The 23,893-nt window shown below is 62.0% G+C and carries 21 protein-coding genes; 12 read left to right on the forward strand and 9 right to left on the reverse strand.

Translation table 11 applies throughout. From position 1 onward, the window contains the following. The first annotated feature begins 97 nt into the window (after nt 1-97). Nucleotides 98-1,306 carry an HDOD domain-containing protein gene (locus tag AB7933_RS02480; RefSeq protein WP_024072737.1) on the forward strand — a complete coding sequence of 403 codons (1,209 nt, stop codon included), beginning with the start codon at nt 98-100 and terminating at the stop codon, nt 1,304-1,306. A gap of 290 nt (nt 1,307-1,596) precedes the next feature. Here AB7933_RS02480 and AB7933_RS02485 read toward each other — a convergent pair whose 3' ends face one another. Continuing rightward, on the reverse strand, nt 1,597-2,598 hold the full coding sequence (locus tag AB7933_RS02485; protein WP_024072738.1) for a GGDEF domain-containing protein: 1,002 nt from the start codon (nt 2,596-2,598) through the stop codon (nt 1,597-1,599). A gap of 201 nt (nt 2,599-2,799) precedes the next feature. Next, a complete protein-coding gene (desA, locus tag AB7933_RS02490) occupies nt 2,800-3,984 on the reverse strand; it encodes a delta-9 fatty acid desaturase DesA (RefSeq protein ID WP_024072739.1) in 1,185 nt (394 codons plus the stop codon). A gap of 166 nt (nt 3,985-4,150) precedes the next feature. On the opposite strand from desA, the gene dibA reads away from it, so the two are divergent. From dibA to AB7933_RS02520, 6 genes are all read left to right on the forward strand, one after another. Beyond that, nucleotides 4,151-6,064 carry a phosphodiesterase DibA gene (dibA, locus tag AB7933_RS02495; protein WP_024072740.1) on the forward strand — a complete coding sequence of 638 codons (1,914 nt, stop codon included), beginning with the start codon at nt 4,151-4,153 and terminating at the stop codon, nt 6,062-6,064. A 303-nt stretch (nt 6,065-6,367) separates the two neighbouring features. Next, nucleotides 6,368-6,550, forward strand: coding sequence for a sulfur starvation response protein OscA (gene oscA, locus AB7933_RS02500; RefSeq protein ID WP_003170956.1), 183 nt, complete (start codon nt 6,368-6,370; stop codon nt 6,548-6,550). Between the two features lie 66 nt (nt 6,551-6,616). Next, nucleotides 6,617-7,627: a sulfate ABC transporter substrate-binding protein gene (locus AB7933_RS02505; RefSeq protein ID WP_024072741.1), complete on the forward strand. Its 1,011-nt coding sequence runs from the start codon at nt 6,617-6,619 to the stop codon at nt 7,625-7,627. Nucleotides 7,628-7,767: 140 nt separating this feature from the next. Next, nucleotides 7,768-8,586, forward strand: a complete 819-nt coding sequence (gene cysT / locus AB7933_RS02510; RefSeq protein WP_024072742.1) for a sulfate ABC transporter permease subunit CysT — start codon at nt 7,768-7,770, stop codon at nt 8,584-8,586. Between the two features lie 13 nt (nt 8,587-8,599). After that, on the forward strand, nt 8,600-9,472 hold the full coding sequence (gene cysW / locus AB7933_RS02515) for a sulfate ABC transporter permease subunit CysW (RefSeq protein WP_024072743.1): 873 nt from the start codon (nt 8,600-8,602) through the stop codon (nt 9,470-9,472). A 3-nt stretch (nt 9,473-9,475) separates the two neighbouring features. Continuing rightward, a complete protein-coding gene (locus AB7933_RS02520) occupies nt 9,476-10,456 on the forward strand; it encodes a sulfate/molybdate ABC transporter ATP-binding protein (protein WP_024072744.1) in 981 nt (326 codons plus the stop codon). A gap of 126 nt (nt 10,457-10,582) precedes the next feature. Here the strand turns inward: AB7933_RS02520 and AB7933_RS02525 are convergent, their stop codons facing one another. Then, on the reverse strand, nt 10,583-11,110 hold the full coding sequence (locus AB7933_RS02525) for a DUF962 domain-containing protein (protein ID WP_024072745.1): 528 nt from the start codon (nt 11,108-11,110) through the stop codon (nt 10,583-10,585). A gap of 83 nt (nt 11,111-11,193) precedes the next feature. Here AB7933_RS02525 and AB7933_RS02530 point away from each other — a divergent pair, with 83 nt between their 5' ends. Together AB7933_RS02530 and AB7933_RS02535 are read left to right on the forward strand one after the other, a co-directional pair. Further along, nucleotides 11,194-11,880 (forward strand): Crp/Fnr family transcriptional regulator, encoded by a 687-nt coding sequence (locus AB7933_RS02530; RefSeq protein WP_024072746.1) that lies wholly within the window; start codon nt 11,194-11,196, stop codon nt 11,878-11,880. A gap of 38 nt (nt 11,881-11,918) precedes the next feature. Beyond that, nucleotides 11,919-12,284: a response regulator gene (locus tag AB7933_RS02535; protein ID WP_024072747.1), complete on the forward strand. Its 366-nt coding sequence runs from the start codon at nt 11,919-11,921 to the stop codon at nt 12,282-12,284. A 142-nt stretch (nt 12,285-12,426) separates the two neighbouring features. Here the strand turns inward: AB7933_RS02535 and AB7933_RS02540 are convergent, their stop codons facing one another. After that, nucleotides 12,427-13,431, reverse strand: coding sequence for an AraC family transcriptional regulator (locus tag AB7933_RS02540; protein ID WP_024072748.1), 1,005 nt, complete (start codon nt 13,429-13,431; stop codon nt 12,427-12,429). 101 nt (nt 13,432-13,532) lie between these two features. On the opposite strand from AB7933_RS02540, the gene AB7933_RS02545 reads away from it, so the two are divergent. Beyond that, complete coding sequence (locus tag AB7933_RS02545; RefSeq protein WP_024072749.1) at nt 13,533-14,612, forward strand: fatty acid desaturase; 1,080 nt, start codon at nt 13,533-13,535, stop codon at nt 14,610-14,612. Here the strand turns inward: AB7933_RS02545 and AB7933_RS02550 are convergent. Genes AB7933_RS02550 through AB7933_RS02560 form a run of 3 tightly spaced genes read right to left on the reverse strand, consistent with a single transcriptional unit; the run spans nt 14,584 to nt 18,629 of the window. Next, the gene (locus AB7933_RS02550) at nt 14,584-16,194 is read right to left on the reverse strand and encodes an arylsulfatase (RefSeq protein ID WP_024072750.1); all 1,611 of its coding nucleotides are present in this window, start codon (nt 16,192-16,194) and stop codon (nt 14,584-14,586) included. The genes AB7933_RS02545 and AB7933_RS02550 overlap by 29 nt on opposite strands. Nucleotides 16,195-16,224: 30 nt before the next feature. Further along, on the reverse strand, nt 16,225-17,040 hold the full coding sequence (locus AB7933_RS02555) for an ABC transporter ATP-binding protein (RefSeq protein ID WP_024072751.1): 816 nt from the start codon (nt 17,038-17,040) through the stop codon (nt 16,225-16,227). Continuing rightward, complete coding sequence (locus tag AB7933_RS02560) at nt 17,037-18,629, reverse strand: ABC transporter permease (protein WP_093235402.1); 1,593 nt, start codon at nt 18,627-18,629, stop codon at nt 17,037-17,039. The genes AB7933_RS02555 and AB7933_RS02560 overlap by 4 nt, the downstream gene beginning before the upstream one ends. Before the next feature lie 288 nt (nt 18,630-18,917). Here AB7933_RS02560 and AB7933_RS02565 point away from each other — a divergent pair, with 288 nt between their 5' ends. Next, the gene (locus AB7933_RS02565; protein ID WP_024072752.1) at nt 18,918-19,919 is read left to right on the forward strand and encodes an ABC transporter substrate-binding protein; all 1,002 of its coding nucleotides are present in this window, start codon (nt 18,918-18,920) and stop codon (nt 19,917-19,919) included. Between the two features lie 29 nt (nt 19,920-19,948). On the opposite strand, the gene AB7933_RS02570 is transcribed toward AB7933_RS02565, so the two are convergent. Then, nucleotides 19,949-20,869, reverse strand: a complete 921-nt coding sequence (locus tag AB7933_RS02570) for a LysR family transcriptional regulator (RefSeq protein WP_024072753.1) — start codon at nt 20,867-20,869, stop codon at nt 19,949-19,951. 181 nt (nt 20,870-21,050) lie between these two features. On the opposite strand from AB7933_RS02570, the gene AB7933_RS02575 reads away from it, so the two are divergent. Further along, complete coding sequence (locus AB7933_RS02575; protein WP_024072754.1) at nt 21,051-21,956, forward strand: TauD/TfdA dioxygenase family protein; 906 nt, start codon at nt 21,051-21,053, stop codon at nt 21,954-21,956. 319 nt (nt 21,957-22,275) lie between these two features. On the opposite strand, the gene AB7933_RS02580 is transcribed toward AB7933_RS02575, so the two are convergent. Then, complete coding sequence (locus AB7933_RS02580) at nt 22,276-23,883, reverse strand: alkaline phosphatase family protein (RefSeq protein WP_024072755.1); 1,608 nt, start codon at nt 23,881-23,883, stop codon at nt 22,276-22,278. Nucleotides 23,884-23,893 lie beyond the last annotated feature (10 nt).

A 23,893-nucleotide genomic window follows, 5' to 3' on the forward strand; every position in this document is an offset into this window, starting at 1 on the left:
GTTTTTTTGTGCCCGAGGCAGCACATTCAGGCGTTGTTCATTGTACGCAGGCGGCGGCATTGACTAAGGTTGCAGGCATTGCCGATGGAGCGTGCAGATGACTGCTGTTGTTTTACCCGCTGTACCCCGTGTGCTGATTGCCGAGGCGGACCCTTGGTCGCGGGATCTGCTCAAGCAAGTCTTGCTGAATGTGCGCTGTGACGCGCGGCTGGATGTGTGTGCCGATGGGCAGCACGCGGCCACGTTGCTGCGCGAAAAACACTACGACCTGATCCTGGCGGATTGGGAACTGCCGGGCATCGATGGCCTGAGCCTGCTGCGCGACGTACGCCAGCAGCGCCGCTCGCCCGTGCTGCCCTTCATTCTGCTGAGCAGTCGCAATGACAGCGCCAGCGTACGCGAAGCCTTGCCCCTGGCGCCCACGGCCTATCTCACCAAGCCCCTGAACTTGGACGGCCTGACCCAGCGCCTGCAAGACCTGCTGCTCAACGAAGGCGAAAGCGTGTATTGCGAAGTGCCGGCGCTGACGCCGGGCATGACCTTGCCGGCGTTCCTCGAACGTCGCCGCGACGCCTGCGAGGGTGCGCCGTTGCGGGTCGATGTGAGGGCGGCCGTGCAGCACAGCCTTGGGCCTGAGGGCCTGGACCTCAAGCAACTGGAAGACCAGGTGCGCATGGACCCGCAGATTACCGCCGTACTGATCGCCGCCGCCAACAGTGCCGGCCATCACGGCACGCCCGTGCAAACCCTGGCGGCAGCCCTGCACAAACTGGCGGCCGGGCAAAGCATGAACCTGATCCTCGGCCTGGCGCTCAAGCACAATGTGGTATTGGGCGACCCAGCCCTGGTGGCCTACGCCGAGCGCTACTGGCAGGTGTCCCAGGACACCGCCGACTACGCCCGGCGCCTGGCGCGCATGTTGGAACTGGACCACGAGCGTTGCTACAGCGCCGGTACCCTGCATCGGCTGGGCGACCTGGCCTTGCTGCGCTGCCTGGAAGACTGGCGCCAGGGCGGCGGAGCCCTGGATGACGAAGCCATCGGCGAGTCCCTGTACACGTTTGGTGCCGCCTATGGCTCGGCACTGCGCGCACGTTGGCGCTTGCCGTTGGAGCTGCGCCAACTGATCGCCGCGATCTATTCCCTGGAGGGTGGGGTGTATGCCCGGGATGCGCTGGTGGTGCACCTGGCCGCGCAAATGGCGCGCTTGACCGAGCGAGAAGGGTTGGAAGAGTTGGCCAGGAGTAAAACGGCACGCTTGCTGAAAGTGGGGTTGTCGGAGCTGATGCGGTTGCGCAAGGCCTAGAGAGCGATGACATTCAAGTGTGGGAGGTCCTGCTGAATAGCTGACTGAGTGCTGTCGCGCAGCAAACTGAACCCCCTGTGGCGAGCGGGCTTGCCCCGCGTTGGGCTGCGCAGCAGCCCCAATAAGGCCACCGCATTTCTTCTGGTAGAACCGGGAGACTGGTTTTAGGGCCGCTACGCGCCCCAACGCGGGGCAAGCCCGCTCGCCACAACAGCCCGCTTGCCACAACAGCTCGCGCGCCACAAAAATACGCTCGTTTAAGGAAAGGTTTTAATCCTTGATCTGATCTTCTAACCCGCAACCACGCGATTCTTGCCCTGCCGCTTGGCTTCGTACATCGCCGCATCGGCGCGGGCGAACAGGCTGTCCAGGGTTGAATCTTCGTCGGTGAGGCTGGCCAGGCCCTGGCTGACGGTCACGGTGAACGCCTGGCCTTCGTAGCTGAAATTCAGGGCCTGGATCTCTTTGCCCAGGCGTTCGGCCACTTGCAACGCCATCTCCGGTGCGCATCCAGGCAGTACGGCGGCAAACTCTTCACCGCCAATGCGCCCGAACAGGTCGCCACGGCGCAATACGCCTCGACCGCTCTCGGCGATGCGGCGCAGCACCTGGTCGCCCTCCAGGTGGCCGTAGGTGTCGTTGACGTCCTTGAAATCATCGATGTCCAGCAACAGGAACGCCAGCGGCGCGCCTTGGGCGCGGGCGCTGTCGAAGGCCTGCTTGGCACATTCGAAAAAGTGCCGGCGGTTGCTGCTCTGGGTCAGCACGTCGGTGGTGGCCAGCCGGTGCAATTCCATCTCCAGCTGCTTCTTTTCGGTGATGTCTTCGGCTATGCCCACCACGATCACCGGTTCGCCCGGTCCGACCTGCTGGTTGATGTAGCATTTGTCGCTCAACCAGCGAATTTGCCCGTCGGCGGTGATGATGCGGTACTCACGGTCTTCCACGGCGCCGTGGTCCAGCACGCGGGCCAGGCTGTATTCGGCGTAGTCGAGGTCTTCGGGGTGAATGCTGTTGCGCCATTCCCGATAGTCGGCGAGCAGCAGGCCGGCCGGGCGTCCAAATATCCGCTCATAGGCCGGGCTGACGTACAGCACGCGGCGCGTCTGCCAATCGACGGCCCACAGCACGGCGTTTACGCTGACCAGCAGTGAACTCAGTAATTGCTCGCGCTCACTGAGCCGTTCGACTTCGCCCTGGGCATGCATGAGCGCCAGCAAGGTCGCCGCCGCTGTGGGTCGGGGCGGCTCTGTGGTGGGCGGATCGGACAGGTAGGGTTTTTCGTGGACCATCGGCACAACTCTCTCTGGGCGCGCCGCAGGATTCAGCAGCGGTCACAACAAGGGGCCACCATGATGGCGAAGTGTTGTTTGAGAGGGACGAATTGCAGCGAAGTTCCGTCATCAGGGGCGATTAGGACGGATTAGCGCGTGTCTGGAGAATGACGTCAAAAAAGTGATTGCGGGGCAGGGCAAGCCCCTCCCCCCGCATCATCAGACCGCCGCAGGGCGAAGCGAATAGGTTTTCAGCTGGTGGGCAAAATCGCGCAGGGACTGGATACCACTGGCCTCTGCCTCATGCACCCATTCCTTGATTGCCGCCAGCATGTCGTGGCCATTGGAGCTGGTCTTGAGCCAGATCTGCTGCAGTGCCAGGCGTTTTTCGTAGATCACGGTCAGCGCGTGGCTGTGTTCCAGCATGCTCTGGATACGCAGGTGATGGCGGTCATCCAGCAAGCTGGTTTCCCGCGACAGCAGGCGCTTGGCGCGGTGGAACTGGTGGCGCACCGAGTGATCGACCTTTTCCAGCTCCTGCTTGACCAGTGGGCCGATCACCAGCTTGCGGTACTGGGCCATGATCTGGAAGCGGTTGTTGAGGATCGCCATGGCGGTGTCCATGTCCAGGTGGCCCTTGCCTTCCACGCGGTGGGCAATCGGTGCCACGCGCTGTACCTTGGCCAGGCGCAGGAAGCTGAACACCTTGATCCATGCCCAACCCAGGTCGAACTCCCACTTTTTCACCGACAATTTGGCGGAATTGGGATAGGTGTGGTGGTTGTTGTGCAGCTCTTCGCCACCGACGATGATGCCCCATGGCACCAGGTTGGTCGCCGCATCGCGGCATTCGAAGTTACGGTACCCGATGGCATGGCCGAGGCCGTTGATCACGCCGGCGGCCCAGAACGGAATCCACATCATCTGGATCGCCCAGATGGTGATGCCGATGGTGCCGAACAGCAGCAGGTCGATCACGCCCATGATCGCCACGCCCAGCAACGGGTACGGCGTGTAGAGCTTGCGTTCAAGCCAGTCGTCCGGGCAGTTCTTGCCGTAGATGCGCAGGGTCTCGGGGTTTTCCGCCTCGGCCCGGTACAGCTCGGCACCTTTGCGCAGTACGGTGGACAGGCCTTTGATCACCGGGCTGTGGGGGTCGTCGACGGTTTCGCATTTGGCGTGGTGCTTGCGGTGGATAGCGGTCCACTCGCGGGTGTTCTGCGCCGTGGTCAGCCACAGCCAGAAGCGGAAGAAGTGTTTCAGGCCGGCATTGAGCTCCAGGGAGCGATGGGCTGAATAGCGGTGCAGATAGACGGTGACCGCAACGATGGTCACGTGGGTCATCAACAGAGTGACTGCCACCAGTTGCCAGGCCGACAAGTCAAGAAAACCGTTGTACCACATAGGCTGTATGGCCCTCAGATAAAGAAAAAAACAGCTCACGCATTATCACTAAGCCTACAGAGAAAACCAGCCACCCTTTCAGATAGGAGTGACTGGATGTTTCTTATTCTATAATCCGCAGCCTTTGTAGGGCGAATCTGGCTTTTTAGTAAGGACTACTAACCATATGCTGTTTTCATACCGAGGCGCCCGCCGTGCCGGGTTGGTATATCTGCTGGTTTCGATGCTGTGGGTTGGGCTCACTCAACGGGTATTGATCGAGTTTCTCGATAATCCCAGCGAGCTGAACCAATGGCTGCAGGTGCGCGGCTATGTGTGGGTGGCGCTCAGTGCCCTGGCGATCTACCTGATTTGCGCACGCTTTGCCCGGGCCAATCTGCTTGCCCAGCCCCTGAAAGAAAACCGCGAGCGCCTGCGCCAGGCGGCTGCTGTATTCGATTGCACCCGTGAAGGCGTACTGGTCACCGACGCCCGTGGGCTGATCGTGCATGTGAACCGCGCCTTTATGGCGATCACCGGCTATCGGCGCGAAGACGTCATGGGCCAGCAACCGAGCCTGTTCAAGTCCGGGCGCCATTCGTCGAGTTTTTATCAACAGATGTTCCAGACCCTGGAGCGAACCGGCGAATGGAGTGGCGAAATCTGGAACCGGCGCAAAAGCGGCGAAATTTATCCACAGTGGCAAACCATCCGTGTGATCCATGATGATCACGGCCAGCTCAGCCATTACGTCGCGGTGTTTTCCGATATCACCGCGATCAAGGATTCCGAGCACGAACTGGCCCACCTCGCCCACCACGACCCCCTGACCGGCCTGCCCAACCGCCTGTTGTTCACCGACCGCGCCGAGCAGGCACTGGCCTCGGCGCAAGTCCACAAGCGCGGCTGCGCCTTGCTGTTGCTTGACCTGGACCACTTCAAGATCATCAACGACAGCCTCGGCCATAACGTCGGCGACCAACTGCTCAAGCAGGTCAGTGAACGCCTTGCAGGTCTGTTTGGCCCGGGTGTCACCCTGGCACGCCTGGGTGGGGATGAGTTCGCCGTATTGGTGGAAAGTTGTCCACAGGTGGTGCAGGCCGCCGCGCTGGCGCAACGCATACTCGATGCCATGCGGGAGCCGTTCATCTTCGACGGCCATCAGTTGTTTATCAGTGCAAGCATCGGTATCAGCCTGTTCCCCAGTGATGCCCTGAGCGCCGAACAGTTACTGCGCAACGCCGATTCCGCGCTGTTCAAGGCCAAGAGCGTGGGCCGCGAAGGTTACGCCCTGTACACCGAAGAGCTGACCGCCCACGCGCAGAACCGGGTGGAAATCGCCAGCGAACTGCGCCGCGCGCTCGAACAGCAAGAGCTGCGCGTCTACTACCAGCCGGTGCATGATCTGCACAGCAGCCGCCTGATCGGTGTCGAAGCGCTGGTGCGCTGGCAACACCCGGAGCGCGGCCTGGTGCCGCCGGTCGAGTTCATCCCCATCGCCGAACGGACCGGGCTGATCGCCGATATCGACGCCTGGGTCATGGACCAGGCCTGTCGCCAAATGTGCCAGTGGCTGGCCGATGGCGTGCAACTGAGCTTTATCGCCATCAATGTCTCCAGCCGCCTGTTCGCCCGACGCGAGTTGTATGAGCAAGTGGCGCAGGTGCTGCACACCACTGGCCTGGACCCCGCCTTTCTGGAGCTGGAAGTCACCGAGAGCGCAGTGATGGAAGACCCTGAAGTGGCGCTGGAACAACTGCACCGCCTGCGCGAACTGGGCTTGCGCCTGGCCATCGACGACTTTGGTACTGGCTATTCCTCGTTGTTGCGCCTCAAGCGCCTGCCGGTGCAGAAGCTCAAGATCGACCAGGGGTTTGTTGCCGGGTTGCCGTGGGACGAAGATGACGCCGCGATTGTGCGGGTGGTCATCGCCCTGGCCAAAAGCATGGGCATGCAGGTGCATGCCGAGGGCATTGAACAGGTGGAGCAGGCCCGGTTCTTGTTGGAGCAAGGCTGCGATATGGGGCAGGGGTATTGGTTTGGGCGGCCAATGCCGGCGCAGGATATTGATTGGCAGCGCGCCCCGCCAATCCAGACCTGAAATGCAGTCAAATGTGGGAGGGGGCTTGCCCCCGATGGCGGTGTGTGACAGTCAGCTTATCTGTACCTGACCCACCTATATCGGGGGGCAAGCCCCCTCCCACATTCGGAACTTCACAAGGCGTTATTTCGGCGCTCGGGCGCAAAACCCTCGCGCAACCCCGCGTCCTGTCAGAAAATTCTTTCTGGTTATATAAACATTCTTAAATAGTATTTTTAAGAATATCCGCGCTTATCTACTATCGCCCTCACGCCGCAAGCAGTGCCGCCACTGCGAGGCACTATTCATTTCAGGAGCGAGACCATGAGCGCATCTCTACGTAGCGTCGACGGCCAGGACGAAGCAGCCATTTTGCGTGAGATCCAGAGCGCCCTGCGCGATCTGCGGTTTGGCGCGGTGGAAATCACGGTGCACAACGCCCAAGTGGTACAGATCGAACGCAAGGAAAAATTCCGTCTGCAGAACCCGGGGAACAAACCGAGCTAGGCAAGAACGGCGATAGACCCGCAACTATAAGAAAAAGCCAACACCCCCAGAATTTCAGGAGCTTCTATGTCGTCGATTCGCCGTTATGCCCTGGCCGCCTTGGCCAGTGCCGTGTTTGCCGGTTCCGCCGTTGCCAAGGACTACGAGTTGCTCAACGTCTCGTATGACCCTACCCGTGAGCTGTACCAGGACTACAACGCTGAGTTCACCACCTTCTGGAAACAGTCCCACCCCGGCGACAACGTCAAGATCCAGCAATCCCACGGTGGTTCGGGCAAGCAAGGCCGGGCCGTGATCGACGGCCTGCGCGCCGACGTGGTGACCCTGGCCCTGGCCGGTGACATCGACGAAATCGCCAAGCTGGGCAAGACCCTGCCGGAGAATTGGCAGACTCGCCTGCCGGACGCCAGCACCCCATACACCTCGACCATCGTGTTCCTGGTGCGCAAGGGCAACCCCAAAGGCATCAAGGACTGGGGCGACCTGATCAAGAAAGATGTGTCGGTGATCACTCCGAACCCGAAAACCTCCGGCGGTGCGCGCTGGAACTTCCTCGCCGCCTGGGCCTATGGCCTCAAGGCCGGTGGCAGCGAAGCCAAGGCCCAGGAATACGTGAAAGAGCTGTTCAAGCACGTACCGGTTCTGGACACGGGGGCTCGCGGTTCGACCATTACCTTCGTCAACAACGGTCAGGGTGACGTGTTGCTGGCCTGGGAAAACGAGGCGTTCCTGGCGCTGAAAGAAGACGGCGGCGCCGACAAGTTCGATATCGTCGTGCCTTCCCTGTCGATCCTCGCCGAGCCGCCAGTGGCCGTGGTCGACAAGAACGCCGAGAAAAAGGGCAACACCGAAATCGCCACTGAATATCTGAAGCACCTGTACAGCCCAGCTGGCCAGGAGATTGCAGCCAAGAATTTCTACCGCCCACGCGATGCAAAAGTGGCTGCCAAATACGCCCAGCAGTTCCCGAAACTGGACCTGGTGACTATCGACAAAGACTTCGGCGGCTGGAAAACTGCCCAACCGAAATTCTTTAACGACGGTGGCGTGTTCGACCAGATCTACACGGCGCAGTAAGCCAAAGTACCTGTAGGAGCGGGCTTGCTCGCGAAGATCGTCAATGATGACGCGGGCATTCTGAATGAACGCGGTGCCCTTGAGTTCTTCGCGAGCAAGCTCGCTCCTACAGTGGTTTCTACCTTTAACCAAGGACTCTTATGTCGCGTCGTATTTCCCCCGTCATACCCGGCTTCGGGCTGACGCTGGGCTACACCGTGGTGTACCTCAGCCTGATCGTACTCATCCCCCTCGCGGCGATGTTTGTACATGCCGCTCAACTCACCTGGGATCAGTTCTGGAACATCATCTCCGCACCCCGTGTGCTGGCGGCGTTGAAACTGAGCTTCAGCACCGCGTTGTACGCCGCGCTGATCAACGGTGTGATCGGCACGCTGCTGGCCTGGGTGCTGGTGCGCTACACCTTCCCCGGCCGCAAGATCATCGACGCGATGATCGACCTGCCGTTCGCCCTGCCCACCGCCGTGGCCGGTATTGCGCTGACCGCGCTGTACACGCCGACTGGCCTGGTCGGTCAGTTCGCCGCCGACCTGGGTTTCAAGATCGCCTACAGCCCGTTGGGCATCACCCTGGCGCTGACCTTCGTCACGCTGCCTTTCGTGGTGCGCACGGTGCAGCCGGTGCTCGCCGATATCCCCCGGGAAGTCGAAGAGGCCGCCGCCTGCCTGGGCGCCAAGCCGTTGCAGGTGTTCCGCTACATCCTCGTGCCCGCGTTGCTGCCCGCCTGGCTGACCGGCTTCGCCCTGGCGTTTGCCCGGGGTGTCGGTGAGTATGGTTCGGTGATTTTCATCGCCGGCAACATGCCGATGAAGACTGAGATCCTGCCGCTGCTGATCATGGTCAAGCTCGACCAATACGACTACCGCGGCGCCACGTCCATCGGCGTGCTGATGCTGGTGGTTTCCTTTGTCCTGTTGCTGCTGATCAACTTGTTGCAGCGGCGCATCGAACGTCCATAAGGAGGCGCGGAACATGTCCCAATCGTCTATTTCCGCTGCAGCCTCGGCCAACGCAGCCCGCCGTGGCAGCGCTGTTTCCCGGCGCATCCTGATCGGCCTGGGCTGGCTGGTGTTCTTCCTGTTCCTGTTGCTGCCGCTGTTTATCGTGGTATCCCAGGGCTTGAAGAACGGCCTCGGTGCGTTTTTCACCGCGATCCTTGAACCGGACGCGTTGTCCGCGTTGAAACTCACGGTGATCGCCGTGTTGATTTCGGTGCCGCTCAACCTGGTATTCGGCGTCAGTGCCGCCTGGTGCGTGAGCAAGTACTCGTTCCGTGGCAAAAGCATCCTGGTGACGCTGATCGACCTGCCGTTCTCGGTCTCGCCGGTGATTGCGGGCCTGGTCTACGTATTGATGTTCGGCGCCCAGGGCCTCTTCGGGCCCTGGTTGCAGGCGCATGACATCCAGATCGTGTTCGCCTTGCCCGGCATCGTGTTGGCGACCATCTTCGTGACCGTGCCCTTTGTCGCCCGTGAACTGATCCCGCTGATGCAGGAACAGGGCACCCAGGAAGAAGAGGCCGCGCGCCTGCTGGGCGCCAATGGCTGGCAGATGTTCTGGCATGTGACCGTGCCGAACATCAAATGGGGCCTGATCTACGGCGTGGTGTTGTGTACCGCGCGGGCCATGGGTGAGTTCGGCGCGGTGTCGGTGGTGTCCGGCCACATTCGTGGGGTCACCAACACCTTGCCGCTGCACGTCGAGATTCTCTACAACGAATACAACCACGTCGCCGCCTTTGCGGTGGCGAGCCTGCTGCTGATCCTGGCGCTCTTCATCCTGCTGCTCAAGCAGTGGAGCGAGAACCGTATTAACCGCCTGCGCGCCGCAGCGGCTGAGGAATAAGTCATGTCGATCGAAGTCCGTAATGTCAGCAAGAACTTCAACGCTTTCAAGGCCCTGGACAGCATCAATCTGGATATCCAGAGTGGCGAGCTGGTGGCGTTGCTGGGCCCCTCCGGCTGTGGCAAGACAACGTTGCTGCGCATCATCGCCGGCCTCGAAACCCCGGATGCCGGCAGCATCGTGTTCCACGGTGAAGATGTCTCCGGCCACGACGTGCGTGATCGCAATGTCGGGTTTGTGTTCCAGCACTACGCGCTGTTCCGCCACATGACCGTGTTCGACAACGTTGCCTTCGGCCTGCGCATGAAGCCGAAGAACCAGCGCCCGAACGAAAGCCAGATCGCGGCCAAAGTCCACGAACTGCTGAACATGGTGCAGTTGGACTGGTTGGCCGACCGTTACCCGGAACAACTCTCCGGCGGCCAACGCCAGCGTATCGCCCTGGCCCGCGCCCTGGCGGTAGAGCCCAAAGTGCTGTTGCTGGATGAACCGTTCGGCGCCCTCGACGCCAAGGTGCGTAAAGAGCTGCGCCGCTGGCTGGCGCGCCTGCACGAAGACATCAACCTGACGTCGGTGTTCGTGACCCACGACCAGGAAGAGGCCATGGAAGTCGCCGACCGCATCGTGGTGATGAACAAGGGGGTGATCGAGCAGATCGGCTCACCGGGCGACGTCTACGAAAACCCGGCCAGCGATTTTGTGTACCACTTCCTCGGCGACTCCAACCGCCTGCACTTGGGTGAAGACCAGCATGTGCTGTTTCGCCCCCATGAAGTGTCGCTGTCACGTCATGAGCTGGAAGACCACCACGCCGCCGAAGTGCGCGATATCCGCCCCTTGGGCGCGACCACGCGGGTGACGTTGAAGGTTGAAGGCCAAAGCGAGCTGATCGAAGCCGAAGTGGTGAAAGACCACGACAGCCTGACCGGCCTGGCCCGTGGCGAGACCCTGTTCTTCAAGCCCAAGGTCTGGCAAAAAGCGTGATAACTCCGCACTACCCAATGTGAAAATGGAACCAAATGTGGGAGGGGGCTTGCCCCCGATAGCGGTGTGTCAGCTAACGAATACTTGGCTGAAGGACCGCAATCGGGGGCAAGCCCCCTCCCACATTTAGATTTCTCTCGGCTTTAGATCGCGGCGCGCCACCGGGCCCGAGCGTTGCTCAATGTCCGCCTTCAGGTCATGCCGCAACCCCAGCAGAAACGCCAACTCCGCCACCACAAACAGCGGCCCGACAATCAACCCCGACACATCATCCACAAACGCCGGTTTCTTGCCTTCGTAGTAGTGCCCGACGAACTGAATCACCCAGCCCACCACGAACATGCCGATGCCGCTGCCGAGCCACACCTGCGTGCTGTGCGCGGCCAGCTCATGCCCGGCCCACACTGACAGCCCCATCAGTACCGTCATCAACACACCCAGGGCCAGTTCCAGGCGCAGGTAAAACCACGCCGCCAGCAGCGCGACCAAGACGGCCGGCGATAGCCAGAACCCGGCCAGCGGCCATTCCGGGCGTGAAAGCAGCACCGCGACGGCCACCACGATCAGCGGGATGCCGATAAAGTGGCTGGCGATATTGCGCGGGTCGCGGTGGTAGGCGGCGTATTGACTGAGGTGGTCGACGAGGCTTTTCATTGTTGTTCCTCCTGTAGGATGTTTGATCATGCCCTGTCAGCCTGCGACTAACTGTCAGTTGGGCGACAATCTTCGGAGTTCCCATGGATGCGACGCAATGGCACGCCCGGCTGGCCGTCGGTCACTGGTTCAGTCACTTGCCTGTACCTTTCCAGCATAGTCTGCTGGCCCGTGCCCGGCTGCGGCAGCTGACGGCGGGACAATACCTGTTCAAGCGCGGTGATCCGCCCTGTGGCTTGTATGCGGTGCTTGAAGGCACCTTGCGTGTCAGTGCGGTGAACGAGCACGGCAAGGAAGCGCTGTTGAGCCTGGTGGGCGCGCCCTATTGGTTCGGCGAAATCTGCCTGTTCGACGGCTTGCCGCGCACCCACGACGCCTGTGCCACGGGGCCGTGCACGCTGGTGCAGGTGCCGCAGCAGGCGTTGCTGAAGATCCTCGAGGAGTCCCCCCAGTACTGGCGTGACCTGGCCTTGTTGATGAGCCAGAAGCTGCGCCTGAGTTTTATCGGCCTTGAACAGCTCAGCCTGATGCCTGCCTCGGTCCGCCTGGCCCACCGGCTGTTGATGATCGTTGAGGGTTACGGCGACATGGAACCGTCAAAACGCGTGCTGCAACTGCCCCAGGAAGACCTGGCGGCGATGTTGAGCCTGTCGCGCCAGACCACCAATGCCTTGCTCAAGGACCTGCAAGCCCAGGGCATCGTGCGCCTGGGCTACGGCGAGATCGAAATCCTCGACGCACAGCGGCTACGAGAGGCGGCGCACACCTGAGGGTGTTAGCCTGCAACCCTGATCAATCGAGGTGTGTTATGCGCGTGCTGTTAGTGGAACATGAATCCGAAGAGGCACAGCGGATGGCCCAGGGCTTGAACGAGGCGGGCTACACCGTGGAAGTCGCGGCCAACGGCATGGCGGCGCAGCGGTTTGTCGAAAGCGCGGAGTACGACCTGGTGATCCTGGATGTCATGCTGCCGGGCTTGAATGCCTGGAAGTTGCAGCAGGCGATTCGGCAGAAGGGCGAAACGCCGGTGTTGTTCCTGACCACGCCGGGTGGGATTGAAGATCGCCTGCGCGGGCTGGAATTGCACGAGGATGATTACCTGCTCAAGCCGTTTGCGGCCAAGGCACTGGTGATGCGGGTCAAGAAACTGTTGCGGCGGGATCGGAGCCGCTGAATGATCCCGTGACGGTAGTGCCCGAACGATCGCCATCGGGGGCAAGTCGAATCGTCGCACCGCCCCTCCCACAGTTGAAATGCGTCCCCCTGTGGGAGGGGGCTTGCCCCCGATGAGGCCTTCAGCCACCCCGCAAATCCACCTACCGCAACCCATCCCGAAACTGCCCCGGCGTCATCCCCGTCCAGCGCTTGAACGCGCGGTTAAAGCTGCTGGTATCAGCAAACCCGAGCAGATGACTGATCTCCGCCAATGAGCACTGCGGATCACGCAAGTGCAGCAGCGCCAGGTTTTCCCGGCATTCATTGAGCAACGCATCAAAGCGACACCCCTCGTCCGCCAGATGCCGTTGCAAACTGCGCAAACTCAAATGCAACGCCTGGGCAATCCGCTCGGCATTCGGCTCGCCATCGGGCAGTTGCGCCTCGATGGCCGCGCGCACCTTGCGTTCCCAGGTCAGCGGTTGCAGTTGGGCGAGGGTGCGTTTGAGCACGGTTTCGTTGTGTTCGGCCAGTTCCGGGTTGGCATCGTCCAGGTGGCTGTCGAAATCCCTGGCGGCGAATTCGAGGCGGTCTTCCTCGGCGCCGAAAAACACCGGGGCGCGGAACACCGTGTGCCAGGGCTTGGGGTCGGCGGGTTCCGGGCGCCGTAGGTAAACCGCCAACGGCGCATAGTCGCGGCCCAGGCGATTGCGGCAGGTGCGCACATAGATCGCGGCAAACGCATCGATGGCTTCCAGCGCCGGCGCCGGGCTGCCCGGCGGTTGCAGGAGGCGAAAGCGGTAGCGCTCGCCTTCCCGGCTCAGCTCCAGCGTCAGGGCATCGCTGACCACCTGGTGATAACGCACGATGCGTTCGAACACCTCGCGCAGGCTGCCGCTGGCCACCAACGCATAGCCCAACGCATGAAAGGTGGTCGGGCTGACAAACCGCGACACCCGCAAGCCGATCGCCGGGTCGTTGCTGGCCTGCACCGCCAGTTCCCATAGCCGGGTGGTGGCCGACAACGGGTAGCGCGCATTGGGGTCGTCCATCTGCTGGGGGTCGAGACCGGCCTGGGCGCACAGGGCGGCGCTGTCGAGGCCCAGGGCGTCGAGCTGCTTGCGCAGTGCGCGGGTCCAGCTGGCGAGGGAAGTCGGTTCGGTCATGGCGATTGGCGCTTGCGGTCAACAGGTTGGCGTCCGGGGCTAGCGTCCTGCCGGATCGCTTGGGGCAGGATGGACACATCAGTAAACAAGAGGATGGAAGCATGGACGGTACTTCTGCAAGTCCCCAGCAGATGAACGCACAACAGCGTTCGGCGCATATCCGTGAGGTGGTGCTGGCCGAAGGCGTGCGCTTGCGCCAGCAGCACCCCTGGCTGTTGCATCAAGACGCATTGGGCGCGGGCATACTGGCGTTTGCCTTGGCCGGCATGATCGGCTCGGCGGCGCTCTACATCACCGGGGTCATGGCCTGGTGGGTGTGCCTGTTGCTGAACGCGTTCCTGGCCTCATTGACCCACGAGCTGGAACACGACCTGATCCACAGCATGTATTTTCGCAAGCAGCGCCTGCCGCACAACTTGATGATGGGCCTGGTCTGGCTGGCGCGGCCGAGCACCATCAACCCGTGGATTCGCCGGCACCTGCACCTCAATCATCACAAGGTCTCCGGCACCGAGACCGATATGGAGGAACGCGCCATCACCAACGGCGAGCCCTGGGGCTTGGCGCGGTTGCTGATGGTGGGCGATAACGTGATGTCGGCGTTTATCCGCATGCTGCGCGCCAAGACCTGGGACCACAAACTCAAGATCCTCAAGCGTTCGCTGCTGGTGTATGCGCCGCTGGCGTTGCTGCATTGGGGCGCGTGGTACGTATTCCTCGGTTTCCACGCGGCCAACGGCATCGCCAGCCTGCTGGGCACGCCGATCGCCTGGTCCGCCGGTACCTTGCAGGTGATGCACGTGATCGATATCGCGGCCGTGGTGATCATCGGCCCCAACGTGCTGCGCACCTTTTGCCTGCACTTCGTCAGTTCCAACATGCACTACTACGGCGATGTTGAGCTGGGCAATGTGATCCAGCAGACCCAAGTACTCAACCCCTGGTGGATGTGGCCATTGCAGGCGTTCTGCTTCAACTTCGGCAGCACCCACGGGATTCACCATTTTGTGGTCAAGGAACCGTTCTACATCCGCCAGATGACGGCCAAGGTGGCGCATAAGGTCATGGCTGAGATGGGCGTGCGGTTCAATGATTTCGGTACGTTTGCGCGGGCCAATCGGCTTGAACCCGCCACGCGGCCGCAGGCCCGCCTCAATCCGGCTGAAACGGCGATGCGCTGAGCACCACGCCGGTTTCGTCCACATACTGTTGCCAGTGGCCGATTAAGGTGGCGAGTTTGTCCGGATGACTCAAGGCCAGGTCGTGGATTTCTCCAGGGTCCTGGCCCAGGTCATACAGCTGCCAGGTCGCCGGGCCCACGGGGCCGGGGATGTATACGGCCTTCCACTGGCCCTGGCGAATCGCGCGGCGGCCAAACAGTTCCCAGCCGGTCACCGTGTTGTCGTCGTGCACCTGGGCGGTTTCGCCAGAGAGGAAGCCCAGCCACGACTTGCCCCGCAGCGGCGCCACCGGCTTGCCGCGCCATTGTTTGCCCGGATGACGCACGCCGGCCAGGTCCAGGATGGTCGGCGTGATGTCCATCACCGTACCGAACCCGTGGCTGATACGACCTTTGAGCGACAACTGCGGATAGTGCACCAGCGCCGGTACGCGAATCCCGCCTTCGGTGGTGAACGCCTTGAACAACCGCGACGGCGCCGTCGCCACCTGCGCCCATGACGGGCCATACCAGACATAGGAGTTGGCGCGGCCAATGTTGTCCAGGCTGTTGTCGTAATGTTGGTTGAGGTAGGTGAGCAACTGCGGTCCGAACTTGGGGAACGCCTCCAACAGCGCACCTTCGGCGCCGTTGTCGGACATGAACACAATGAACGTATTGTCCAACTGCCCCTGCTGGCGCAGGTAATCCACGACCCGGCCGATGTTCCAGTCCATGCGCTCGACCATCGCCGCATACACCTCCATGGCCCGCGCCGATACCTGGCGCTGCTCGTCGGTCAAGGCGGCCCACTGGGTGGTCAGCTCGATCAACGGGTGGGGTTCGACTTCAGCGTCGATCAGCCCCAGTGCCTTGAGTTTTTCCAGGCGTTCCAGGCGCAGCACTTCGGGGCCGGCGTCGTAGCGGCCACGGTACTTCTCGACGATGTCCGCAGGCGCTTGCAACGGCCAGTGCGGCGCCGAAAACGGCAGGTAAGCGAAGAACGGCCGGGTCTGGTCGCGCTCCTTGAGGTAGTGCAGCAGCTTGTCGCCGAAGGCATCCGAGGAATAGAAATCCTTGGGCAACTGCTCGACGAACCGGTCGTCTTCGATGTACAGCGCCGGGGTGGATTTGAGCAGGCCTGGGGTGTCGTCGTTATAGGTCGGTTCGAAGCCGTAGTGGTTGGCCGCCCCCGGCAGCAGTGAGAACGAACGCTCGAAACCGCGGGCGTGAGGCGCCAGTTCGGCGGTCAGGCCCAGGTGCCACTTGCCGCTCATCAGCGTCTGGTAACCGGCCTCGCGCAGCAGCTCTGGCAGCGCCACCACCTTGTCATTCAAGTAGCCCTCGTAGCCGGGCTTGCCGATCAGCTCCGGGGTCAGCGCCTCGGCCATGGTGCCGATACCGGCGATATGGTGGTCGGTGCCGGTCAGCAGCATCGAACGGGTGGGCGAGCAGGTGGGGGCGGTGTGGAAGTCGGTCAGGCGCAGGCCGTTCAGCGCCAGGGCGTCCAGGTGCGGCGTGGAAATTTCCCCGCCAAAGGCGCCGAGGTCGGAGAAGCCCATGTCATCGGCCAGGATCACGAGAAAATTGGGACGTTGCGGCATCAAGGCACTCCTCATTAACAGGCGGTTTTTTCAGCAGGCGATAAAGGCCAGTGGCAGGTCGCGGATCTGTTCGCGCGCGGGCGGCTGGTAATGGCCGTCGCTGGTCAGTTCGTGCAGCAGCTCTTCACGCAGTTGGTGGAATTCGAAACTGCTGCGCTGGCGCGGGTGAGGCAGGGCAATATCCACCACCTGCTTGATTCGCCCAGGCCGGGGCTCCATCACCACCACGCGGTCGGCGAGGAAAATCGCTTCCTCCACATCGTGGGTCACCAATACCGTGGTGATTTTGGCGCGGGCGCGGATCGCCAGGAGTTCGTCCTGCATTTGCTGGCGGGTCAGGGCGTCGAGGGCGCCGAACGGTTCGTCCAGCAGCAGGATGCGCGGGCTGGCCACCAGGCCGCGGGCAATCGCCACCCGTTGCGCCATGCCGCCGGACAGTTGGTGCGGATAGGCGCGGGTGAAGTCGGTGAGGCCGACCAGTTCGATAAAGTCAGCAATGCGCCGGTTTCGCTCGGCCTCGCTCAACGGCTCGTTGACCAGGCCCAGGCCGATGTTTTCCGCCACGGTCAGCCAGGGGAACAAACGGTGCTCCTGGAACACGATGCCGCGTTCGCCGCCGATGCCGTTGACCGCTTTGCCGTCGACGCGGATCTCGCCGCGAAACTGCGTATCCAGCCCCACCAGCAGGCGCAACAGGGTGGATTTGCCGCAGCCGCTGGAGCCGACAATCGCGACGAATTCGCCTTCGGCAATCTCCAGGTTGAATTCGCGGATGGCTTCCAGCTCGAAGCCGTCGACGTCAAAGGTCTTGCCCACATGGTTGAAGCTGACGATAGGTGCGTTCATGCGTGTCTCCAGCGGGTGGCGCGGGTTTCGATGCGCTGGCCGATCAGGTTGAGGGCCGCGCCGGTGAGGCCGACCAGGAGCATGCCGCTCATGATCAGGTCCATGCGCAGCAGTTGTTGGGCGCCGATCATCAGGCTGCCGATACCGCCGTTGGACGGCATGAAATATTCCGCACCGATGGTGCCCAGCCAGGCGTAGATCAGGCTCAGGCGCAGGCCGGCGAAAATACCGGCTGCGGCGCCTGGCAGCACCAGGCGTCGTAACCGTTGGAGCAGGTTCAGGCGCAACACCTGCGCCGCTTCGTTGAGCTGCGGCGACAGATTCAGCACGCTGCGTTGGGTGGCGATAAACAGCGGGAAGAAGGCGGCGAGGGCGATGAACACCCACTTGGCCAACTCACCCAGGCCAAACCAGGCAGTGAGCAACGGCACCCAGGCGAAAATCGCGATCTGGCGCAAGGCGGCCAGGGTCGGCCCGAGGACCCGCTCGCTGCGCCGGGACAGCCCCAGCCACAGGCCCATGGCAAAGCCAAGGCCGCCACCGAGTAGCAACCCGCCCAGGCTTCGCCCCAGGCTGGTGCCCAGTGCAGCGCTCAGGTTGCCATCCACGACCCCGGCGACGGCGGTGTGCAACACCACCCATGGGCTGACCAGAATGTTCGGGTCTACCCAGCCTTGTTGCGTCGCGACCTGCCACAGCGCCAGTAACAACAAGGGCAGCAACCACGGTTGCAAACGCTGCCAGCCTTGATAGCGCGGCCCGCGACGAATCTGCGCCGTGGCCGGATGGGGCCAGTGCACCCATTTGCGATCCAGCCAGCCAATGCCACGGTCCATCGCCACGCCGAATACGCCGATGACCACGATGCACACGAAGACAATATCGAGCATGAACAGCTGGCGCGCCCACACCATCAGGTAGCCGATGCCTTCGCTGGAGGCCAGCAATTCCACCGCCAGCAGCGAGGTCCAGCCGGCCGCCAGGGCCAGGCGTACACCGGCCATGAATGCCGGCAGCGCGGCGGGCAGGATCAGGCGACGGATCAACAGATACGTGGGCAGGCGCAATACACGGGCGGCTTCACGCAACTGGGGTTGGGCGTCGCGTACGCCGACCAGGGTATGCAGGGTCACGGGCACCACGATCGCCTTCACCAGCACCACCAGTTTGAGGGTTTCGCCAATGCCGAAGAACACCATGAACAGGGGAATCCAGGCCAGCGTCGGTACTTGCGACAATGCGCTGAACGTCGGAAACACCAGGCGCTCGGCGCGCGCACTGAAACCCAGCAAAGCCCCCAGCAGCGCCCCGGCGCCAATGCCCGCCAGCAGCCCCCAGAACAGGCGTTGCAGGCTGATTGCCAGGTGGCTCCACAACTCGCCGCCGGCCAGTTCCACGGCGCTGCTCCACACCAGGGACGGTGGCGGCAGGATCTGCTCGCTCATCCAGTGATTGCGGCTGGCCAGCCACCACAGCGCCAACAGCGTCACCGGCAGCAACCATGGCAATAGCCGTTCACTGCGCAGCGGCCAGCGTGGCGTGGCGCCGGGGGCCGCGAGCGGGAGGCTCAAAAGTGAAATTCGGGCCATGGAGGACCTCCGTTGTCGCCGATGTCGTTATGTGTTTTTGATCTTATAAAAACGCAATCAAGATGATTGAGGGATAAGAAAAATCATTTAAAGCTTCTGCCCGGCACGCATCCAATGCATTCGAAGAATATTTTCGATGCTGTTTATGCATAGTCCTCTGGGGCCGGCGTTTTTACTTGTATAGATCTAAAAGCTATTAAATTGTGAATTTATAGTATTTAAAGTTTTTATCCGCCTGTGCCTACTTTCTGCTCCCCAGGCGACCCTCGCCCACAAGGAGCTGCGCTTATGAAACTGCCTTTCAAACGTCTGATCACCCTGGTCGCAGGCACCGCACTGGCGGGCCTGGTACAGGCTGCCGACCTCAAGGAAATCCGCATCGCCGTGCCCGACCTCAGCGCCGGCAGCCAGCACAGTGGTGGGGGCATAACGGACGTGCTGCGCGAGCAGCAGATCTTCGAAAAAGCCTTCGCCGACCAAGGCATCAAGATCCAGTGGAACTACTTCAAGGGCGCCGGCCCCGTGATCAATGAAGCCTTCGCCAACGGGCAGGTGGACCTGGCTTACCTGGGCGACCTGGCGGCGATCATCGGCCGCTCCAATGGCCTGGAGACGCGCTTGCTCAGTGCCAGCGCGCGCGACGTCAAGCAGTACCTCGGCGTGGTGCCGGGCTCAGGCATCAAGACCTTGCAGGACCTCAAGGGCAAGCGCGTCGCGGTGTTCCGTGGTACGGCCAGCCAGTTGTCGTTCGATGCCGCATTGGCCAGCCAGGGCTTGAGTGAAAAAGACCTGAAGGTCATCAACCTGGACTTCAACGCCGCCGGTGCGGCGCTGGCCGCCAAGCAGATCGACGCCACCTGGGGCGGTTCGAACCTGACGGCGTTGCAAGCCAAGGGGCTGGCTGAAATACCCCTGACCACCAAGGATCTCGGCGGCGCCGGCAGCGTCCAGGCGGTGCTGGTGGGCAGCAAACAGTTTGTCGACGAGCATCCCGACGCCGTGGCCAAGCTGCTCAAGGCCCAGCAGCAGGCGGTGCAATGGTTGACCGATGACAACAACAAGCAAGCCTACATTGCGCTGGTGTCCGGGCTGGCCAGCTACCCGCCGCTGATCCTCACCAATGACTTGAAAGACCAGACCCTCAGCGAGGTCTTCCCGTCGACCCTGGACCCGGTGTTCCTGGCTAAATTGCAGGGCGCGGTGGACCTGGCCTCCCAAGAGAAGCTGATTCGCAAGTCGTTCCAGGTGAGTGACTGGGTGGCGCCGAATCTGGCGGCGGCGGGGCTCTGAGTTGGGTGGTGTCCAGGCGATGAGGCCCTTCAAACCGCCACACTCATCTCCTGGCTGTCCACCTCCACCAAGGTCTCGATCATCGCCTTCGCCGCCGGCGACAACCGCGAACCGGTGCGGCTGACGATGCCGCAGCGGGCGCTCATGGTCTCCATGTTCTGTGGCAGGTTGCGCCAGTGCAGCAGCTTCAACGTGCCCTGGGCGATGTCGTCGGCGAACGCCTCCTCGGTGCCCACGCCGATGGCATTGGACTGCAGCACAATCTTCACCAGCGCCGGGAAATGTTCGGTCTGGATGCTCGGGGAAAAATCCATGCGCCCACTCAGGTTCGCCAACAGTTTGCGAATGCCCTGGGAGATCAGCGGCGACGCCAGCGGGTAGTCGAACATGTCGTTGGTCGACAGGCTGTCCTTGTCCAGCAGCGGGTGCCCCGGGCGGCAGAAAAATACCCCGCGCTTGGGCGTCAGTGCACGGGTCTGGAAATTCGGATCAGCTTCGAACTGACGGATGTCGGCGATAAAGAATTCGATCTCTTCGCGGCTCAGGGCGCGGCTGAGTTTTTCCCAGTTATCCACCTGGAAGCTGGTGCGGATTTTCGGGTGGGCGCTGATAAAACGCGCCACCGCATCCGGCACCAGTTTCACCGCTGGCGCGGGGCCGCAGCCAAAGCGCAGGTCGCCGGCGTCGAGCTTGGTCATGCGCGTCACTTCACTGCTCAGCAGGTTGGCGCCATGCACCAGGGTCAGCGCGTGTTGCAGTACCACCTGGCCTTCCGGCGTGGGGCGCAGATCCTTGTGGCCGCGGTCGACCAGCACACAGCCGAATTCCTGTTCCAGCCCCTGGATGCTGCGGCTGAACGCCGGTTGGGTGATGCCCATGGCGTCCGCCGCACGCACGAAACTGCGGTGTTCGTTGAGGGCGATGAAGTACCGCAGTTGGCGAAGATCCATATGCTTTCCCTGCATCTTAAAAATAGGTCGAAGGCATTTGCGACCACGGGAGCAGAGGTTTTAAATGCAAGCTCTTATTCCGTCAATGAAGCATTGGTTCATTTGCTAGATCTAAATTGCATATGAATAGAGCGTTGTCGGAAAGCTCCCCACCATCAGTAGGCACAAGAGGGTCATCACAATGAGCAACGCCGCATTAGCTGTTCAACCCGTCGCCCAGGCACTGGATATTCACCCGGTCGCTGGCCGCATCGGCGCCGAGATCCGTGGCATTAGGCTGTCCGGCGATCTGGATGCCGCCACGGTCGACGCCATCCAGCAGGCGCTGGTGCAATACAAGGTGATCTTCTTCCGTCAGCAGACCCACCTCGATGACCAGAGCCAGGAAGCTTTCGCCCACTTGCTCGGCGAGCCGATTGCCCACCCGACGGTGCCGGTGCGCGACGGTACGCGCTTCCTGATGGAACTGGACGGTACCCGTGGCCAGCGCGCCAATTCCTGGCACACCGACGTGACCTTCGTCGACGCCTACCCGAAAGCCTCGATCCTGCGTTCGGTACTCGCCCCCAAGTCCGGTGGCGACACGGTGTGGGCCAACACCTCAAGCGCCTACAACGACCTCAGCGTCGAACTGCGCGCATTGGCTGATAACTTGTGGGCGGTGCACAGCAACGAATACGACTACGCCGCGCTCAAGCCGGATGTGTCGGCAGAGCGGCTTGAGGCATACCGCAAGGTGTTCACCTCGACGGTGTACGAAACCGAGCACCCGGTGGTGCGCGTACACCCGGTCAGTGGTGAGAAGACCCTGTTGCTGGGGCACTTCGTCAAGCGCCTGAAAGGCTATTCCCAGGCAGATTCGACCCAGTTGTTCAACCTCTTGCAAAGCCACGTCACCCGCCTGGAAAACACCGTGCGCTGGCGTTGGAATACCGGCGACGTGGCGATCTGGGACAACCGCGCGACCCAGCATTACGCGGTGGACGACTACGGCACCCAGGAACGCATCGTGCGCCGGGTGACGCTCAAGGGCGATGTGCCGGTGGGTGTGCAGGGGCAGCGCAGCCAGACCACCAAAGGTCTCTGAGCTGACAACGCTTCACCTGTGGGAGGGGGCAAGCCCTGATGCCATTCAGTTAAGGCTTTTTTGTAGGAGCGAGCTTGCTCGCGAAAAACGTCAACGATAACGCGTGTCTCCTGAATGAACGCGGCGCCTGTGAGTTTTTCGCGAGCAAGCTCGCTCCTACAAAAGGCGATGTACGCTTAACTGAACGGCATTAGGGCAAGCCCGCTCGCCACGGGTTACTGTTTGCCCGTTCTATCTCTTAACTGATCGGCATCAGGGCTTGCCACGGAGGTACCCATTTGCTGCGCGACAGCGGCACCTCCCACATTCGATTTGTGGTTTACCAGACGCCGATTTTCACCACTTTCTCCGCCTCCGGCTCACCGTAACGAAACCGTTGGCCACGCAGATCGATCTCTGTGTGGCTGATGGTGGTGCGCCGCTTCAACCCGCGCAGCCATTCGAACAGATACCCCAAATGAATGTCGCGCACTTGGGCATAGGCCGGGTCGCTGCCCAGGTCGTGCAGCTCCTGCGGGTCGTTTTCCAGGTCGAACAGTTGTGCGCGAAAGCCGTCGTACGCCAGGTATTTCCAGCGCTCGCTGCGTACCATCGTCATCCGGCAACGGTCGATGGGTTGCGCCAGGCGTTCGCGGGCCGGGGCCTGGAAGGCATAGTCGTACTCGGCGATGGCGTAGCGGCGCCAGCTCGTTTCTTGGCAATGCAGCAGCGGGATCAGCGAGCGGCCTTCCAGGCGATGGTCGGCGGCGGGCAGGCCCAAGGCCTCGAGGAAGGTCGGCAGCGCATCGATGGTTTCCACCAGCCGCGCGTCCACTGTGCCACGGCTGATATCGGCCGCGGCGCGTGGGTCGCGCACGATCAGCGGAATGCCCACGGCCGGCTCCAGCAAAAATTCTTTTTCGCCGAGGAAGTGATCGCCGAGAAAGTCGCCGTGGTCGCTGGTGAACACAATCAGGGTGTCGTCCCAACGGCCGTTGCTTTGCAGGAAATCGAACAGTCGCCCCAGTTGGTCGTCGACTTGTTTGATCAAGCCCATGTAGGTGGGAATCACCGTGAGCCGTACCTCGTCACGGGAAAAGTTCAGGCTCTCCTGGTGTTGGCGGAACGCCTGGTACACCGGGTGATCGCTGGTTTCTCCAGGCTGGATCGGTGCCTGGATATGCTCGGCGCCATACAGCGCGTGATAGGGCGCCGGTGCGATGTAGGGCCAGTGTGGCTTGATATAGGACAAGTGCAGGCACCACGGTTGTTCGGCCTGCTCGCGGATAAAGTCGATAGCGCGGTCGGTGGTGTAGACGGTTTCCGAATGTTCCTCGGCCACGCGCGCGGGCAGGCTGGCATTGCGCATGTGCCAACCGCTGAGCACTTCGCCGTTTTCACCTGCTGCGGCATTGGCCCATTCGTGCCACGGGTTGGTGCCGCTGTAGCCCTGTTCGCGCAGGTAATGGGTGTAGGGCGCGGACTCGCGTTTGTCATCGAACAGCGGGCTGTCGGGGTAGATGCCGTCGTGACGCAAGTACGCCTCGAAGCCGACCTCGTTCAATGGCTCGGCCTGCTCGCTCCCAGGGTCGATATTCAGGCGCTGCAAGGCTTCGACATTGGGCGTGGCGTGGGTCTTGCCGACCAGCGCCGTGCGGATACCGTGGGGGCGCAGATAGTCGCCGATGGTCAGTTCTTCCAGGGGCAACGGCACTGCGTTCCACGCCACCTGGTGGCTGCTGACGTAGCGCCCGGTATAGGCCGACATGCGCGAGGGCCCGCAGATGGTGCCTTGGGTATAGGCGCGGCTGAAGCGCACACCGGCGGCTGCCAGGCGATCGATGTTCGGCGTGTGCAGGTGAGCGTGGCCGTAGCACGACAGGTAATCGCGGCGCAGTTGGTCGCACATGATGTACAGCACGTTGCGCACGGGTTGGGAGTGGGGCATGGGGTTTCAC

The organism is Pseudomonas gorinensis (genome assembly GCF_042015035.1).
GTDB lineage: Bacteria > Pseudomonadota > Gammaproteobacteria > Pseudomonadales > Pseudomonadaceae > Aquipseudomonas > Aquipseudomonas gorinensis.